The organism is Cysteiniphilum sp. GTC20157, from assembly GCF_055396795.1.
The window spans coordinates 1,940,521-1,958,765 of record NZ_AP044698.1 but is presented as its reverse complement, the minus strand read 5'-3'; the positions used below and the strand labels follow the sequence as shown (position 1 = coordinate 1,958,765).

The following is an 18,245-nucleotide window of genomic DNA, read 5'->3' as shown; positions in this document are numbered from 1 at the left end:
ATTCTGATCCGTAGTGATATATGGGTTTTAAAGTTATGCATGAATTTTCGTTGTGCCAGAGTGTGATTAATATTGTGCTTGATAAAGCAAAAAGCATGGGATATGCGTCGCAAGCGGTGCGCCGAATTGAACTGCGTGTGGGGCTATTAGCAGGTGTGGATGTTGAATCCATGCGCTTTTGGTTTCCTGTTGCGGCTAAAGATACGCCATTAGCGCAAAGTATCTTGAATATTGCAGTCAAACCGGCATCGGCACATTGCCTAACATGTACTCATGAATATCAATTATCAAAGTTTTACGATGCATGCCCTAAGTGTCAAAGTCATGATAAAGAAATATTAACAGGTCAGGATATGCTGGTGGAAAAAATTGAGTTTGCAAGCTCAGAAGAAAATAATAAGAATTAATAGCTAAGAATTAAGAATTAAGAATTAAGAATTAAGAATTAAGAATTAAGAATTAAGAATTAAGAATTAAGGAGTAAGTTATGTGTACAGTTTGTGGTTGCAGCGGCTCTGAGGATACGCATCAACATGCGCACGACCATCACACCCATGATCACGGGGTTGATAGTGTCAAATTAGAACAGGCAATTTTGGCAGCAAATGATCAATATGCGCATGCCAATCGTGAGAGTCTAAGTGCTAAAAACGCACTAGCATTTAATTTTGTATCAAGTCCAGGTTCAGGCAAAACCTCATTGCTTGAAAAGACGATCGCTAAGCTTCATACACAATACCCAATCGTTGTTGTTGAAGGTGACCAACAAACTGAGATTGATGCCAATCGAATTCGTAAGGCGGGGGCAAAAGCCTATCAGATCAATACTGGCAAAGCATGTCACTTAGATGCGCATATGGTTGGGCATGCGTATGAACATTTAGATATTCAAGAAAACAGCTTTGTCTTTATTGAGAATGTTGGCAATTTGATTTGTCCGGCGATGTTTGATTTAGGGGAAAAACATCGTGTTGCTGTGATTTCTGTGACAGAAGGTGATGATAAACCGCTTAAATATCCAGATATGTTTTATCATGCCGATACGGTGATTATTAATAAAATTGACTTATTGCCGTATGTTGATTTTAGTGTTGAGCATTGCATTGAAAATATTCGTAAAATTCGTCGTGATATTCGATTTTTTGAGCTTTCGGTTAAAATGGAAGAAGGGTTCGATAATTGGTTAAACTGGTTATCTTCTTTAATAAGCCTGAAAGAAAAGGTGTAACTTTGACATGCCCTGTTAAAGAGAAAGAGTGAGCGAAAGACTACATATACCCATCGTAAATCATTTTGCGGTGTTTAATGTTGAAAAAGTTTTTGATGCTTTTGAGTGATTGGAGTGCAGGTAATAGCTGGGACTATTAGCAAAAATCAATCACTCAAAAGCCCAAGAAATTCAATAGCAGAAATGCTGTAAATTGGTTTGTGATGGGTATAGCTTCAGGTCATTTTTCTTTTGTCTTTAGCTGGGTGTGGCAAATTTTGAATTGATTCAATTCGTTAGGTGAAAAATGCATATAAAAGCAGTCAAAATCACAGTTAATGGCATCGTCCAAGGTGTGGGATTTAGACCATTTATCTATACGTTGGCTGTAAACAATGGCTTATTGGGCAGTGTGCAAAATACGCTTCACGGTGTTGAGATTATTCTACAAGCGACATATCAGGAAGCTGAGAATTTTTGCACATTGATGATGCAACAATTACCTAAACTTGCGCAAATTGAACATGTCAAAATGACTGAAGTCATCATCGATAAAGCATTTGATCACTTTAGTATTTTAGCCAGTAGTGATGGAAAGTCTCAAACTAAAATTCCAGCTGATACTGTGATTTGTGATGAATGTCTTGATGAGCTATTTGATTTAAATAGTCGCTATTATCTTTATCCTTTCATCAGTTGTACGTATTGTGGGCCACGCTTTAGTGTTACCGAGTCTTTGCCTTATGATCGAGTAACTACAACGTTTTCTGAGTTTCCATTGTGTGAGGATTGCTTAAGTGTCTATCGCGATCCGTTAGATCGGCGTTATCATGCGCAAACAACGGCGTGTTGTGCGTGTGGTCCCAAATTATCGCATGAATTTTCTGATATGGTGCAAACAATTAAAGAGGGTAATGTTTTAGCATTAAAAACACATACGGGTTTTAAATTGGTCGTTGATGCTAAAAGTAAAGCCACAATCACGCACTTAAGACAACGCAAAAAAAGACCGTTTAAACCCTTTGCGTTAATGGCATTAAATCAAGCCAGCATTGAAAAGTATGTGCAGTGTAATCAACAAGAAAGTGCACTATTAAACTCAACTGCCCGCCCTATTGTGCTATTACAAAAGAAAACAACGGCTCAGTTGCCAGAGATACTCGCACCTGATCTTAATGAGCTTGGTGTGATGCTAGCAAATTCTGCCGTTGATTATTTGCTGTTTTATTATCTATTAGGTCAACCCAAAGGGCATGATTGGTTGCATCAGGCAAATGATCTGTTACTGGTGGTGACAAGTGCTAATTTATCTGGTGGTAGCATTATTGCCGATAATCAACAAGCACATCACTTACTGGCACCAATTGCCGATATGATTGTGAGTGATAATAGAAAAATTGCGATGCAAAGTGATGATAGTGTCATGCGTGTGGTTTTAGACAAATCCATGATGATTCGTCGCGCGCGCGGGTTTGTGCCATTAACAATTAAGCTTAATGGCGAGTTGCCTTGTGTCTTTGCAACGGGCGCTTTGCTGAAAAACACCTTTTGTTTTATCAATCACAATGAAGCCTATCTATCACAATATATTGGCGATATGGATAGTGTCGATAGTATCGACTACTTTGAAAAAGCTTTTCATCACTACCAAGACTTATTCGGTTTGCGCTTTAATGCAGTGGCATGTGATTTGCATCCTGATTTATATACGACAGAGTTTGCTGAGCGCTTAAACTTACCACTTGTTCGTGTGCAGCATCATGAGGCGCATATTGCTGCAGCAGTTGCAGAATATGCATTAAAAGGTCAGATGTTAGCAATTGTACTGGATGGTTTTGGTTTGGGTGAGGATGGTATAGCACGTGGGGGTGAGCTTTATCATTGTGATATTGAAGCACTTAAGTTTACACGAGTGTCAGCGCTTCAATCGATGTCTTATTTAGGTGGCGACCGTGTGCAAAAGGAGCCATGGCGCATGGCATTGAGCTTGTGTGTTGACTTGGGGTTAAAGGTACCAAAGCATTTATTAGCAAATGAAAAAGTGCCAAGTTTCTTACAGTTACTTGAGAAAAATAAAGAAAAGCTACCACACACGACAAGTATGGGGCGCCTATTTGATGGCATAGCAAGTTTGTTAGATATCTGTCACGACAATACCTTTGAAGCAGAAGCCGCGATGAAACTTGAAGCATTAGTTAATCTGCCTACGGTCGATGAAAGTTTAATTGATATAAACAATAGCCAGCTAGATGTATCACAATTAATCGCGCGCGTAGTGACTATGCCAAAAGATAAGGGAAGTGAATTATTTCATGGGACACTGGCTTATGCTTTGGCCTTATGGGCGTATGATCATGCGCTAAAGACAGACGTTACTCAAGTGATATTAACAGGTGGATGTTTTCAAAATAAAGTGCTGTTGACTGGGGTCACTCAATATTTGGAAACATTTGGCATAGAGGCGATTGTGCCGCAAAAAATTCCCGTAAATGATGGTGGGATTAGTTTAGGGCAAGCATGGCTTGCTGCGAATAAGTTTAATAAAGGGGGAAAAGTATGTGCTTAGCAATTCCGGCACAGATTATAGCGCTTAATGGTGAAGACCAAGCGCTTGTTAACATAGGTGGCGTGCGTAAAGAAATTTCTTTGGCATTGTTAAAGGATAAAGTTGATATCAATGATTATGTCATTGTGCATGTTGGCTTTGCATTAAGTAAGTTAGATGAGGTACAAGCCAAACAAACCTTAAAAGATTTTTCAGAGATGCTGCAACAAGACCGAGGTGAACTATGAACTATATTGAGGTTTTTCGTAATCCACAGGTTGCTAAGGCGTTAATTGCTGAGATTAACAATAGTGTGCAAAGTGGGCGAAAATATCATTTGATGGAGTTTTGTGGCGGCCACACGCATGCGATTCATCGTTATGGTATTACAGGGCTTTTACCAGCTGAAATTAAGATGATTCATGGCCCTGGGTGTCCAGTTTGTGTTTTACCTGTGGCACGTGTTGATCAGGCAATTTATCTTGCATCACAGCAAAATGTGATTTTTTGCAGTTACGCTGATATGTTGCGAGTACCTGGCACAAACCAAGATAGTTTGCTTAAAGCCAAAGCGCGCGGTGCGGATGTACGCATGATTTACTCAAGCGAAGATGCGTTACAATTAGCCCAACAGAATCCAGACAAAAAAGTGATCTTTTTTGCCATTGGCTTTGAGACCACGACACCACCAACAGCCGTTGCATTAGATAAAGCATTAAAGCTAGGCTTAGATAACTTCTTTGTGTTTTGTAATCATGTATTAACACCGATTGCGATGGAGGCTATCTTATCCGATGAAGTGAAAATCGATGGGTTTATTGGACCTTCACATGTCAGTATTGTGATTGGTAGTGATGCCTATCACGATGTGGCAACGCGTTTTGATAAACCGGTGGTGATCGCCGGCTTTGAGCCTTTAGATGTATTGCAATCTATTTTGATGCTAGTACAGATGATTAATCGCAATGAAGTCGGTGTTGAAAATCAATATACACGTGCGGTGACCTCTCAAGGAAACACCTTTGCACAACAATTAATTTCTGAGTATTTAGCATTGCGAGAAACCTTTGAATGGCGAGGATTAGGCTTTATTCCAAAAAGTGCATTAAAGATTAAGCCGCAATACGCACAATTTGATGCTGAAATGAACTTTGATATTCCACAAGTCAAAGGTCAAGAACATAAGGCATGCGCATGCCCTGATATCTTGCGTGGGGTTAAAGAGCCTAAAGACTGTAAACTCTTTGGTGTTGTCTGCACACCGGAACAACCGATGGGGGCATGCATGGTTTCTTCTGAAGGCGCGTGTGCGGCGCATTACCAATACCAAGGAGTACTGGCATGAGCATTAAATTGAATTTCAAATCTGGTGTGGTGGATCTGGCGATGGGTGCCGGTGGCAAAGCGATGAATCGCTTGATTGATCAATTGATGAAAAAAGCTTTTGATAATGAGTATTTATGTCAAGGTGAGGATCAAGCAACATTACCAAATCTCAATGGCAAAATCGCGATGACGACGGATAGCTATGTAATTACCCCATACTTTTTCCCAGGGGGTAATATTGGCAGTTTAGCGGTTTATGGTACGGTCAATGATCTCGCGGTTGGTGGGGTTAAGCCGCTTTTTCTGTCTGTTGGTTTTATCTTAGAAGAAGGTTTGCCACTGAGTGATCTTAAAGAAATTGTTGAATCAATGGCGCATGCTGCTAAAAAAGCCGGTGTACAACTTGTTACTGGAGATACCAAGGTCGTTGAGAAAGGCAAAGGCGATGGTATATTCATTAATACCACAGGAATAGGCGTTGTTATTGATGATTTTGTAACGCATGAACCTTTAGCAATGGGTGATTGTATTATTATCAATGGTGCGATTGCTGAGCATGGTGTTGCTGTGATGTCTAAGCGACAAGGTTTAAGCTTTGATTGCAATGTCCAAAGTGATGCTGTTAATTTAAACCATTTACTGGAGAAGCTACACAAAGCAGGCTGTCATATTAAAACAATGCGTGATCCAACGCGAGGAGGTGTCGCGGCGACCCTAAATGAATGGGCGCACCAATATCAAGTGAGTATTACCATTGATGAAAGTGCTTTAGTTGTCAATGAGGATGTGCGCTCAGCCTGTGAGTTATTGGGGCTTGATCCACTGTTTATTGCCAATGAAGGTAAGGTTTTGATTGTCTGCAATGAAAACGAAGTTGAAAAAGTATTAACGTGTTTACAACAAGATGAATTAGCTAAAAATGCCAGTGTGATTGCTAAGATTGATAAGGTAGGCAATGCATCGGTCAATATGCAAACAAGCTTTGGTGGACTTAGACGAGTTGACTGGCTAAGTGGCGAACAACTACCAAGAATTTGCTAAGTATAAGGAGGAAGAATGAGTCAATTTTATTTTTTAGCGCATGAGTGTCTAGATGATTTAATTAATGCCTTAAGGGCACAAGGTTTTGCGGTAAAAGCGCCAACCGTAGATGATCATGCAATTGTGTATGATGATATTGAAAGAGCAGCTGAGTTACCGTGGGGCTATGTTGATGAGCAAAAACCTGCGCATTATCACGTCAAAAAAACCGATCAAAACAAAGCCTTTGCGTGGAGTCTGCCAGTGCAATCGGTAAAACCGATGTTGTTTAAAGAAAAAGAAGCGTTATGGCAAGTCAAGCGTGATGACAGTGGCAAGCTGATGTTTGAGCAGGCGCTAAGTAAACAAAAATATGCCGTTTTGGGTGTCCGACCTTGCGATTTGCGCGCGATTGAAATACAAGATCGTGTGTTTATCGAAAATGCGTATCAAGATGTGCGTTATAAGGCGCGACGTGAAGCAATGTTTATTATTGCTGCTAATTGTACTACTTGTCATAGTAATTGTTTTTGTATTAGTTTGGGAGATAGTCCCTATGCTGATAAAGGCTTTGAGTGGGCAATGACTGAAATCAATGGTGGTTTTGTTGTTGAATCCGGCAGTGATAAGGGTAGGTTGCTTATTGAGCAGTTGCAATTAAATCCAGCAACGGGCGCGCAAACCTATGAAGCCGAACAAAAGGTCAAAGCAGTATACGCTATGCAGGAAAAAACAATTCCACCGCTAGATAAAGTTGAAAAGGCGCTGTTTGAAAACCTAGATCATCCACAGTGGGATGATGTTGCTAAGCGTTGTTTATCTTGTGGTAGTTGCACACAGTCTTGCCCGACGTGCTTTTGTCATACGGAAAAAGAAGAACCTGATTTGCAAGGGCAGGCAAGTACGCATTTGCGTGAATGGGATTCATGCTTTGGTCTAGATCATAGTTACACACATGGTGAGTTATATCGCGAAGAGCCTAAACACCGCTATCGTCAGTGGTTAACACATAAATTCTCTACTTGGCGCGAGCAGTTTAGAACCAAGGGCTGTGTTGGTTGCGGACGATGTATCACATGGTGTCCGGTGAGTATTGATGTCACGGATGAAATAAATATTATCTGTCAGGAGAAGCAGGCGAAACAGAAAAATCAGGAGAAAAAAGCATGATTTATCCACAAGATGCTTATTTGCCACATGAGGCTGAAATTATTGAGTTTATTGAAGATGCGCCAGATATTTTTACCCTGCGTTTACGTTTATGTGATGCAGATTTACGCCAGAAATATAGCTTTAAACCTGGACAGTTTAATATGATTTATCTTTATGGTGTTGGTGAGGTGGCAATATCCATTGTGAATGATCGGAAGTTTAACCATGATGTTTTTGAACATACGATTCAAGTGGTTGGACGCATCACACAAGGTATGCATCAATTAAAACAAGGTCAAAAGGTCGGTATTCGTGGACCTTTTGGCAGCAGTTGGCCAGTGGAAGAGGGGCGCGGCAAAGATGTTGTAATTATGACGGGAGGGCTAGGTAATGCACCATTGGTTGCAGCAACTGAAGCAATGCTAAAAAACCGCGAAGATTATGGTCGCATTTATGTGGTGCAAGGGGTGCGTCACAGTGAAGGACTTATTTATCAGGATAAATACACGCGTTGGAACAATATACCAAACACACAAGTCATTATAACCGCAACTGAAGGTGAGCCATTTGGTCCATGGCAATGGTATAAAGGCTTTGTTACTGAGGCGGTTAAAGATCTTAAGCTAGATTATCAAAACACTTATGTGATGAGTGTGGGTCCTGAGATTATGATGAAAAATGTCGCACGTAGCTTTATCGATATTGGTGTGCCAGAGCATCAGGTCTTTGTGTCATTAGAGCGCAGCATGAAGTGTGCTATTGGGCATTGTGGACATTGCCAAATGGGTAAAGAATTTGTCTGCAAAGATGGTGCCGTTTATGCTTATCCACAAGTTGAAAAGCTCTTATCAATCAAGGGGGTGTAAGATGTCACATGAGAGTAAATTAAAAAATTTAAGTAATAAACCCACATTAGCAGTGCATAAGTTTAGCTCATGTGATGGCTGCCAATTGGCGTTTATTAATGACGGGATTCGTTTGCTTAAATTATCGCAATTGGTAGAGATCAAGCACTTTGCTGAAGCCGGTCCCGTTGATGAAGATGCCAAAGTGGATATTGCTATTATTGAAGGAAGTATTAATACTAAACACGATGTCGATCGCATTCAGAAGATTCGTAAAAATAGCAAATATCTGATAACAATGGGTGCATGTGCGACAACGGGTGGTATTCAAGCATTAAGAAACAATATCAATCGTGAGCAATTTGAAGGTTGGATGAAAGATATTTATCCGCAACACACCGATGTGATTGACAAAATGGAGTTAGATACTGCCAAACCAATTGAGGATTATGTTAGCGTTGACTTTGAGATCAGAGGATGTCCAGTTAGTTCTGAGCAGATGTATCATGCGGTGCGTCAGCTGTTATTTAAAGTCAAGCCAGAAAAGGTCGTTGAACCGGTGTGTACATCCTGCAAACATCGAGGAATTACCTGTGTGATGGTTGCACATAATGAACCTTGCTTGGGCCCTGTAACGGCGAATGGTTGTGATGCACTTTGTCCGCATATTAATCGTGGATGTTATGGTTGTTATGGTGCGGCAAAATATGCCAATTTTGACGCGATGACGGCAAAGCTCAAATCAATGGGCTTGACCGATGAGCAGATCGCGCATAAATATCACTTTATCAATAATCAGCAACAAGGTTTTAAGCAGGCTGGAGATAACGCATGAGTAATCAAATGAATACGGCAAATAATGCCAAAACAACAAAAATAGAAGTGCCTATTCTGGCGCGTGTGGAAGGTGAAGGTGCGCTTGACTTGGAGATTAACAACAATGAAATCACCAAGTGTCATGTACGTATTTATGAACCGCCTCGCTACTTTGAGAAATTCTTAGAAGGGCGAGAACCTAATGAAATCATTGATGCGGTAGCACGCATTTGTGGTATTTGCCCGATGGCATATCAAATGAGTGTAGTGACTTTAATGGAGAAAGCTTTTGAGGTAGAGGTGACTCCTTGGATACATGCAATGCGTCGGGTGATGTATTTAGGTGAGTGGATTGAGTCGCATTATTTGCATACGCATATTTTAGCTGCTCCAGATTTTCTGAAATACCATTCAGCGATTGAAATGGCAAAAGACTTTCCTAATGAAGTCAAACGTGGCGTGAGACTGCAACATTTAGGCAATGATATTTTGTCACTATTTGGTGGCAGGTCTGTGCATCCTGGGGTGATTAAAGTCGGTGGTTTTTATCGAGCCCCTAAGCCAAAAGAGATCAAAGCACTCATTCCACGCCTGCAAGAAGCGTTAAAAGATGCCAAAGATGTGGTGATGTGGTTTGCTCAATTACCCTATCCTGATGTATGTTTTGATGAAGTATTGCAAGTGGCATTAACCGATGTCAGTGGACAGTATCCGGTGATTGCCGAGCATGTTGTAACCAATAAAGGGGAGCGTTTTCCGATTGAAGAATGGGATGAGCATTTCTATGAGTTTCATGCGCCACAATCAACGGCACTTCACTCAACACGGGATGGACAGCCCTATCTAACAACGCCGTTGACGCGCTTAAATTTGAATTTTGACAAATTGCCCAAAGAGGTTCAAGCACTTGCTAATAGTACGGGTATTTCGTTTCCAAGTAATAATATCTTTCATAGTATTTTGGCGCGATCGATCGAGTGCTATTACGCCATTGGTGAGATACTGCGTATATTTGAAGCTTATGAATACCCTGAAAAACCTTATGTTGATGTAACCTTGAAGGCAGGCAAGGCATGGGGTGCGACAGAAGCACCACGCGGCATTCAGATTGATTATTTTGAATTTGATGACAAAGGGTGTGCAACAAAAATTCGCATTACGCCGCCCACTGCGCAAAACTTAGCTTGTATGGAGGCTGATTTGAAGCAATCATTGACTAAGTTTGGGTTGGATAAATCCGATGATGAATTAAGACAACATGCGGAAATGGTGATTCGTAATTACGATCCATGCATTTCATGTTCAGCGCACTTTTTGACATTGAATATTGAGCGTTTATGAGGTTGTTATGTATAGAAAATTTTTTCGTGGATTTATACTCATAAGTTTGTTGCTGTGGGCGATATTTGCACTTGCTTTTTATCAGCATTTAAGTTTGCTTGGCATTGTTTTTGTCGCTTTTATGTTAGGACTGAGGCATGGCTTTGACGTCGATCATATCGTGGCAATTGATAATGTAACACGCCAATTAGCAGCAAAAGGCAAACCAAGTATCACCACTGGGTTGTTTTTTGCCTTAGGGCATTCAACTATTGTATTTTTACTGACTTTGCTCGTTATTTTAGGGGTGAGTTTGAGTAAAGCAGAGAGCCTTGGCATCATTGGTATTGGCGCTGTGATTGGATCGGTTGTGTCAATTGCCTTTTTGTGGCTTACCGGAGGCATGAATTTATTATCACTGTATAAGCTCATTAAACATCAACAAAACACACATACACATTCGCCTTTAACACGTTGGTTTAAGCCATTGTTTAAAATGGTGGATAAACCTTATAAAATGTATCCGGTTGGTTTTTTATTTGGTCTTGGTTTTGATACAGCAACTGAAATCGCTCTTTTGGGATTAGCGGCAACAGCATCATTAAGTGGCGAATCGATCTGGTTAATTTTGGCATTGCCAATCGCCTTTGCACTTGGTATGACTTGGGTTGATTCGTTAGATGCATTATTAATGACAAGGCTTATCAATACTCAGAAAATAAATGATCAGATCTTTCGTTGCTACAATATTGCGATACTATTGATCGTGATCAGTGCGTCGTTTATTGTCGGATTTATTCAGTTATTTGGATTATTTGATCTTGATGTCTATGGTGCGATCGGTTTTGTCAGTGATCACTCGCCATGGTTTGGTGGTGGTTTAGTTTTGTTGCTATTAGCTATATTTTTAGCATTGATATTTAAGCGACAAGTGCTGATGGGCAGAGCATTAACAGAGAATACTAAGTAATTATTTTAAAAATTCATTAAGCTGGTGTTGTATCTTTTGAATCCTTGCAATTAGTTGCTCGTATCAAGCAGATCCATATGTCCTTTTCCAAGATGATTTCACTTTTGGTAAAATGATGGGATGCTGCTTGCAAAATTTCCCTTTTTTCATGATCAGAAAGATCGAAATAGTTCTCAGACATTTAAGCATTTTCCTTTATGTATTTAGATAAAGCCGAATTTATCCATTGGGGCTTTTCTGCTTTAATGAGTTGATTAAATTCATTATGGCTTAGCTGGGTATGAATTTTTTTGATGATGTCATTTGTTATTTGATCTGTGCCAAGATGCCATAGTGCCGATAAGGCTAAGCCAACGTTCGTCCCAGCATGAACGAGCTTTCTTTTGTCATTGGTATGTATCAGCTTCACTTTGATGTTGCCTAATCTGAGTTCTCTAGATGCTCCACTTGTATAGTAAACTTTTGATAAAGGCACTTGAGTGCTGATTCTAAAGTGTCTTAACGCTTCAGCGCCATGCACTTGAATGCTTTCACCCCTTGCTGTGAGTTTAGATTGCAAGATTTGTTCTACACTAGGTCGAACTGAACCAATAAATCTATTGTGAGCGGGTCTAATGTATACGCCTCTGGCAACTCGCTCAACGATACCTGCTTTAGATAGTCGAGACATGTTTTTATCTATTGTACTTCTTGATCCCAAATTAACAAATTGTTCACTCGTAAAAGGTGTTCCTTTTTCTATTTTATTTACTTTGTCAACAAGAGATTGAGCTAAAGATTTCATTCCAAATACCTCATGATCAAACATGTTTAATTCATGTCTGAAAAAATAGCATTTTTTCAGACATATTGCAAAGTATCACATAGAAGATATTTTGCAGATGACTCTTTCAAATCCTTGGTAATCCTTTAATATACTTCGGTCAATTCAGTTATTGTGACGTGATTATGGCACTTTGCGTTTTAATTAAACCTTTTGCTGCTTCCAAGTCATCGTGACTTTAAGCCCCAAGGTATGATCGTTTTCAAAAATAATGGTGCCACCGGTGAGACTTACTAGTTCATGAACGATCGCCAAGCCTAGGCCATAGTGTTTATTAGCATCCATGTTATTCTCAGAGAATCCTAGTTGCGTGATTTTACTTAGTTTATGATGAGAAACCCCTTGTCCATGATCAATGATGATCAGTTCAATAAGCTGTTTGGTTTGCGTTAAGCTAATATCAACTCTATCGGCAAAACGAAAGGCATTATCAAGAATATTGGTCAAAATACGGTTATAGACTTGTGCCGAGCCATAGACAATGCACTCAGGTGTTTCCGTGTAATCAATGCGATGGTCCATATCAGCGTAGTTGTCTTGTAGTGTCAATAACATTAGGTTTAGGTCAATTTTTTTGCGCTGCTGTAAATGTAGGTTAGACAGTGATAAAAAGCTTTGTACCACTTCATTGATGTGATCAATATCTGCCATGCTTTTTATCGCATCCTTGTTACCTTTTAACTCTAGCTGCTCCAAGCGAAAACGCATGCGCGTTAACGGTGTTTTGATATCATGCGAAATCGATGACATTAACTGTGCGCGTGTACGTGTCAAATTATGGATGCGCAACTTCATTTGTTCAAATAATGCTTTAGGCCCTGAGATAAGTCCAATATAAATGGAAGTATTTTGGGGAAGCCCCAATTCGACCAACATATGCTGACTCAGTTCAGTCAGTCGATACAAGCGCAGTAGTAACCAACAGGCAAATATCAGCAAGAGAACAATCAGTAAGATGATGGCAAATTCAGCGGTAAATAAAGAGAAAAAGTAATGATAGTTTTTGACGGCATGAATGTTAAGCCATAAATTTTTATGAATAAAAACCGAGAATTTATGAATAGTGTCTTGGTGTTTAAGTATTTTGTTCTCAAGATCTTGCGCATTCTTGATGGTGTAGTCTGGGTGAAATTGTGGTCTGTTAGATAAAGCCATTTGCAACTCAATGCGTTGGATTTGTATATCAGAAAAATGTTTGCTATCAAAAGTTTGAATAAAATTATTCAACGCTTCATCTTCACCATATTTGACAATTTTAGCGATCTCCCACGCAATTTTATGATGTAGTTCCGCGTGAATATCTTCATTGATTTGGCGATATGCGCTTACAAAAAGATAGCTTATCGAGACAAGGCTTAAACAAAAAAAAGATAAAATACACAATAGATTGAGATGTTTTTTCATGTTGACCAATACTTGAAGTTAATGATAATAAAATGTCGTTGATTCGAGCCCTAAAAGCAAGGGAATCAATCAAAGATTTTTGTACTGAAGTGAAATCTCGATTTTTAATCAATGCAAGGCAGGAATAAACTTAGCAACAAGTGGAATAAGGATGCTGACGACGACTAAGCCGTATAGCCAAGTAAATTTAGAATCCATATCTCTTCTAAGCTCGTTGAGCTCAGACCTAAGATCTTTAACGTCAGATCTAACGTCTTTAATTTCAGATCTGACGTCTGCGATATCATTATCCATTTTGTCGCGTAAATTTGAGATATCATCTCTTGTTGCTGCATGCATTAAAAGGTCAACAAGTTTATCGTTGGTGATTTCTATACGGAAGTCATTTCCTTTATCTGTGCTCATGACAAAATCTCAGGTTTATTCTTAGATGTTTCCAATTCTAGCATCAAAATAGCGAAAACAGAACACCTAAAGCTTATGTCGCTTTTTTAACAACATTTGCATTAAATACATAACCGCGCCCATGATGAGTTTGGATAAGTTTAGGGTGTTTGGTATCTTCTTCGATTTTCTTGCGTAATAGTCCAACACGAACATCAATTGCACGATCATAGATGTCACGCTTACTGGTATTGGTTTGATTCAGTAGAAATTCACGCTCTAAAATACGCCGTGGATGCTCAAGAAAAACCATAAGTAGGTTAGCATCTGCTGTTGAAAGTTGGACTTCCTCGTTTGCCGTTGTTAGCAATGAAGTGCGCGTATCAAATCGCCAACGATCAAAGTGGTAAATCTTATCTTTAAGCTCAGGTGAGGTTTGTGCCATGCGTCGGTAAATGGCATTAATGCGCGCCATTAACTCAAGTGTACTAAAGGGTTTCACTAAGAAATCATCAACGCCCGCATCAAAAGCTAAGATACGTTCGGAAACTTCCTGTGATGCAGTGATCATAACAATAGGCGTATTGGTAATCGCTCGAATTTGGCGACAGACTTCAATGCCATCAATTTCAGGTAACATTAAATCAAGTAAAATGGCATCAAATTGTTTTTGCGTCAGTGTCATACTCGCTTCTTTGGGGTGATGAATCGCAAAAGCATCAATATTAAAACGAGCTTTAAGTGTTTGTTTCAAGCTTTTAGTGATCTCTTTATCGTCATCGATAATTAAAATGTTTTTGATCGAAGTCCCTTGCTGGCTATCGGTTAAAGTCATTGGCTGCAGTCCTTACATCATTTTATCGTTTCTAAATATAATTAAATACTTTTTAGGTTGTTTTGCAAGGTAATTTAATTGGCAAACAACCAAATTGTGCAAATACATATTGTCTACACATTTAAACATACATATGTGTTTTTATTAAGCTATACTTCAGTTTAAGCATGGGGGAGTGCGATGACTGATAAGTTGACTAAATTAAAAGTGGAGAAGTGTAAGCATGAAAATGACAAAATTAATACCGCTGATGGTTTCTAGTATGTTGCTATTTGGCTGTAACTCGGATGATGGCAATAAGAAAAATGCAGTGACCACAACAGCTACCTTAGTGCCAAGTCAAACGCATGGTAATATTGAAACATCACATAGTTTGCAAATTACGGTCACTAATGAAGGCAATAAACAGGCAAGTGACTTTGCTGTTGAGCTGCAAGCAGATGATGGTGTGAGTATTGATAAGACTGCATCAAATATTCCCAGTCAATTAGCACCGGGGGCTTCAGCGGTAATTGTTTTAACAGCAAGCAACAGTGCTGTTGTTGGCAGTAAAGCGGTGTTAACAATACGCTCAAGTGATTCGATTAATCAATTAAATATTCCAGTGGATGTTATCGCAGAGCCTCCTGCGGTGGTTAAATTGGTATTAAGCAGCGATTCTTCGGTGTTAGGTAGTGGTGATGTGAAGCACTATGTATTAACCAATAATAGTGCTCAAGATGTTCCTGAGTTAGCAGGTGCTGATAAGGGTGTTTCAGGTCTAAGTGTTGCAGCCTATCAAAGTGGTACGCGCATTGCTGCTAGTGGTGCATCCATTATCAATGATACCTGCGCAGGCGCGATTCTTAAACCTTCAGAGAATTGTACATTTGATGTTAAAGCTGCAAATACAGCAAATAATCAAGCGATTGATATTGAAGTCGCGGTTAATGGGCAAACAGAAATTTCAAAAAGCTTACAACTATTGCGTCCGACTTTGTCGATTAACCCAGAAGACGCTTTAGCAGGCTTTAAATCGCAAATGACTAAAGCGCAATCTCAATTTTTAACTTTAGATAGTCAACACATTACGATCGTGCCAGGGATGAAAAAAACGATTCAAATTACCAACAGTTCAGTTGTGCCGGCAATGGATGTGCAATTTAGTATCCCTGCATTAGCGGGAGTTACTCAAGATCCTAGCACTACGTGTGTCAATGGCATGACGTTGAATGGTGGAGATAGTTGCACTATTGTAGTTGACGGCAGTTTGGAGAACTATCCATCGGGTAGTGGCGAGCTTCAGATTTCAGCGAATAATGCTGATCAAGTTAATCAATTGATGCTTGGATCATCGTCATCCAGTCAGCTGCAGATGTCTGATAGTTATCACTTGCTCATTAGTGGTGGTGAATCGATAGAGATTCCATTAAAGGCGAGGAATAACAGTTCTTTGAGTTTGAATAATCTAGCAACGAGCATTTTGCCGAATGATGGCAGCTTAGTAACAGCAGCTGATAACGACTGTGGTGCGACACTTTTGGGGCAAAGTTATTGCAATAATAGTTACACTTATACAGCGCCAAATCTAACCAGACATGAGAAAAAATTATATTCTTTAGCATATGGTGATACCAAAAGTAATGGCAATAATAGCGCTGGTGTTATACTTGGTGTAGATATTTTTCCTAAATTTATAGATTTGTCTTTAGCTAATAATACATATATAGCTAGTAACTTTCTGCAGTCATTTTACCTAAAAGATGGTGTAGTCTATGCTGCAACGAGGCTAGGTGGGTTATCTATATCAAGCAATGGTGGTAAATCTTGGCGTACTTATGGTGAAGATAAACTAGGTGTAAGCATGATAAATAGTACCTATGTTGATACAGGGGTTATATATGTAGGAACAAATGGTGCTGGACTTGCTATATCTAAAGATGGTGGTGTTACGTGGCATAATATTAAAACAACAGATGGTATTATCAATGATTATGTCAATGCAGTTTATGTCAATGGTAAGGAAGTTATTTTAGGAACTGATGGAGGTCTCTCTATTTCGAACGATGGTGGATTAACTTGGACTAATATTGATCAGTCAAAAGGGTTGGGCGGCGATAAAATAGGCTCACTTTATATTGACAATGGCACTGTATATGCTGGTGATTATCATGACGGGGGGTTGTCCATCTCTAATGATAACGGTGCTACATGGCAAGTCATAAAAAAAGCGGCAAATGGTCTAGCAGACAATGCAGTTGAATCAATTAGTAAGCACAATGGCAAAATTTACGTGGGAACTGACAATGGTTTATCTGTTACATCGGATGGTGGAAAAACATGGGATAATAAAGCGATAGGAAAAGGATTTAGTCCGGGATTTTCTTATGCTAGTGGCTTATGCTTTTTGAATAACAAAATTTACTCAGTATTTGGTGGTGATGTGAAGTTTTCCACAGATGGTGGAAATACTTGGCCGGGAGTAATAGATATGAAAATAGTGTCTGGCATCATAGCATGCGATGCAAATAACATATATGTGGGATCACATAGATATCAAGGTGGAATTGCAATATCACATGATAAAGGTGCTACATTTGAATATCAGTACAATCCATTAGAAAGTTATTATCCTTACCTTTTTTCATCTAATGGTCAATTATATATATACACATCTGCGCCATATCCAAGCTTAGCTAAGATAGGGGATAATTTTAGTTTGAGAGATTTGGTTTATCCTAAAGATGGGGTACAAATACAAGATATCTATACGAGAAATGGGAAGAACATCTATCTTGCGACAAATGCTAGTGGAATTTATATTTCTAATGATAGTGGCAGCGCTTGGCAGAGAGTAAATGATAGTAAATTACATGGCTGGATTGCCGCTATTGCTGGAAGCGATGATGGTAAGTATCTATATGCGGTTACAGATGATTATGGTAATGAGGGCGTTTATATATCTTTAGATCACGGTGTTACTTGGACAAGAACCTATAATGGTGTTATGGATGGATACGCAGAAATATATGTAGTCGATGATAAATTCTATACATGGACTCAGCAAGGTGGCGGATTTACAGGAGCATTGTTAGTATTTAATGAGGATGGTTCTTATGATAAGCAATTTTTGACTGGAAAAGCTATTGAATCGGTTTATTCAAAAAATAATGAGCTTTATGTTGGAACCAGAGAAAATGGTTTGTATGTCACTAGTGATGGTGGAGCACATTGGAGCAATATGACAAGTGGGGTACCTGAGCTTGATGGTTACTCAATAAAAGCAATATATGTAAATGGAAGTGCTATATATATAGGCTTGGATTCAATATCTGCACCAAGCCCAACGTATGGAGCTGCGGTATCATATGATAACGGCACAACTTGGCAGCGCTATTTTAAATATAATGGCTGCGACTCTATAGCTGTATCGGACAATGGCAATATTTTTATGGGGTGTGACACTTCTGGTGTTCAGGCTGTGGGTAAAATTTTAGTAAGTAACTAATTGGTATAAAGGTGAAGAATGATGTATCTGAAGAGTTTTAACAAAACTGGCAGTATGTGATCTCTGACAAATTTGGACGATTTGGTCAGATATTCAAAAATGATCATCTTT

Annotated in this window: 16 protein-coding genes; 12 read left to right on the top strand and 4 right to left on the bottom strand. The window is 39.3% G+C overall.

The annotated features are described in order from the left end of the window. Positions 1–35: 35 nt before the first annotated feature. The 11 genes from hypA (at position 36) to ACZ5V8_RS08775 (ending at position 11,201) form a co-directional block, all read left to right on the top strand. On the top strand, positions 36–407 hold the full coding sequence (gene hypA / locus ACZ5V8_RS08825; RefSeq protein ID WP_464217483.1) for a hydrogenase maturation nickel metallochaperone HypA: 372 nt from the start codon (positions 36–38) through the stop codon (positions 405–407). Positions 408–487: 80 nt separating this feature from the next. Beyond that, entirely contained in the window at positions 488–1,228 is a 741-nt protein-coding gene (hypB, locus tag ACZ5V8_RS08820) for a hydrogenase nickel incorporation protein HypB (RefSeq protein WP_464217482.1), read from the top strand. A 286-nt stretch (positions 1,229–1,514) separates the two neighbouring features. Further along, positions 1,515–3,773 carry a carbamoyltransferase HypF gene (hypF, locus tag ACZ5V8_RS08815; protein ID WP_464217481.1) on the top strand — a complete coding sequence of 753 codons (2,259 nt, stop codon included), beginning with the start codon at positions 1,515–1,517 and terminating at the stop codon, positions 3,771–3,773. Then, positions 3,764–4,000, top strand: a complete 237-nt coding sequence (locus tag ACZ5V8_RS08810; protein ID WP_440617677.1) for a HypC/HybG/HupF family hydrogenase formation chaperone — start codon at positions 3,764–3,766, stop codon at positions 3,998–4,000. Before hypF ends, ACZ5V8_RS08810 begins: the two co-directional genes overlap by 10 nt. Then, positions 3,997–5,097, top strand: a complete 1,101-nt coding sequence (gene hypD / locus ACZ5V8_RS08805; RefSeq protein ID WP_464217480.1) for a hydrogenase formation protein HypD — start codon at positions 3,997–3,999, stop codon at positions 5,095–5,097. The genes ACZ5V8_RS08810 and hypD overlap by 4 nt, the downstream gene beginning before the upstream one ends. Continuing rightward, the gene (gene hypE, locus ACZ5V8_RS08800; RefSeq protein WP_464217479.1) at positions 5,094–6,119 is read left to right on the top strand and encodes a hydrogenase expression/formation protein HypE; all 1,026 of its coding nucleotides are present in this window, start codon (positions 5,094–5,096) and stop codon (positions 6,117–6,119) included. The genes hypD and hypE overlap by 4 nt, the downstream gene beginning before the upstream one ends. Before the next feature lie 15 nt (positions 6,120–6,134). After that, positions 6,135–7,268: a 4Fe-4S dicluster domain-containing protein gene (locus ACZ5V8_RS08795; RefSeq protein ID WP_464217478.1), complete on the top strand. Its 1,134-nt coding sequence runs from the start codon at positions 6,135–6,137 to the stop codon at positions 7,266–7,268. Further along, on the top strand, positions 7,265–8,116 hold the full coding sequence (locus ACZ5V8_RS08790) for an FAD/NAD(P)-binding protein (protein WP_440617681.1): 852 nt from the start codon (positions 7,265–7,267) through the stop codon (positions 8,114–8,116). Before ACZ5V8_RS08795 ends, ACZ5V8_RS08790 begins: the two co-directional genes overlap by 4 nt. Before the next feature lies 1 nt (position 8,117). Continuing rightward, entirely contained in the window at positions 8,118–8,930 is an 813-nt protein-coding gene (locus tag ACZ5V8_RS08785; RefSeq protein WP_464217477.1) for an NADH-quinone oxidoreductase subunit B family protein, read from the top strand. Further along, positions 8,927–10,252, top strand: a complete 1,326-nt coding sequence (locus ACZ5V8_RS08780) for a Ni/Fe hydrogenase subunit alpha (RefSeq protein WP_464217476.1) — start codon at positions 8,927–8,929, stop codon at positions 10,250–10,252. Before ACZ5V8_RS08785 ends, ACZ5V8_RS08780 begins: the two co-directional genes overlap by 4 nt. A 7-nt stretch (positions 10,253–10,259) precedes the next feature. After that, positions 10,260–11,201, top strand: a complete 942-nt coding sequence (locus ACZ5V8_RS08775; protein ID WP_464217475.1) for a HoxN/HupN/NixA family nickel/cobalt transporter — start codon at positions 10,260–10,262, stop codon at positions 11,199–11,201. A gap of 181 nt (positions 11,202–11,382) precedes the next feature. Here the strand turns inward: ACZ5V8_RS08775 and ACZ5V8_RS08770 are convergent, their stop codons facing one another. The 4 genes from ACZ5V8_RS08770 to ACZ5V8_RS08755 all read right to left on the bottom strand — a co-directional run bounded on the left by ACZ5V8_RS08770 (position 11,383) and on the right by ACZ5V8_RS08755 (position 14,647). After that, on the bottom strand, positions 11,383–12,009 hold the full coding sequence (locus ACZ5V8_RS08770) for a DUF6088 family protein (RefSeq protein WP_464217474.1): 627 nt from the start codon (positions 12,007–12,009) through the stop codon (positions 11,383–11,385). 159 nt (positions 12,010–12,168) lie between these two features. Then, positions 12,169–13,428: a sensor histidine kinase gene (locus tag ACZ5V8_RS08765; protein ID WP_464217473.1), complete on the bottom strand. Its 1,260-nt coding sequence runs from the start codon at positions 13,426–13,428 to the stop codon at positions 12,169–12,171. 108 nt (positions 13,429–13,536) lie between these two features. Next, a complete protein-coding gene (locus tag ACZ5V8_RS08760) occupies positions 13,537–13,833 on the bottom strand; it encodes a hypothetical protein (protein ID WP_464217472.1) in 297 nt (98 codons plus the stop codon). A 73-nt stretch (positions 13,834–13,906) separates the two neighbouring features. Further along, entirely contained in the window at positions 13,907–14,647 is a 741-nt protein-coding gene (locus ACZ5V8_RS08755; protein WP_464217471.1) for a response regulator, read from the bottom strand. A gap of 223 nt (positions 14,648–14,870) precedes the next feature. Here ACZ5V8_RS08755 and ACZ5V8_RS08750 point away from each other — a divergent pair, with 223 nt between their 5' ends. Beyond that, positions 14,871–18,134, top strand: a complete 3,264-nt coding sequence (locus tag ACZ5V8_RS08750; RefSeq protein WP_464217470.1) for a hypothetical protein — start codon at positions 14,871–14,873, stop codon at positions 18,132–18,134. Positions 18,135–18,245 lie beyond the last annotated feature (111 nt).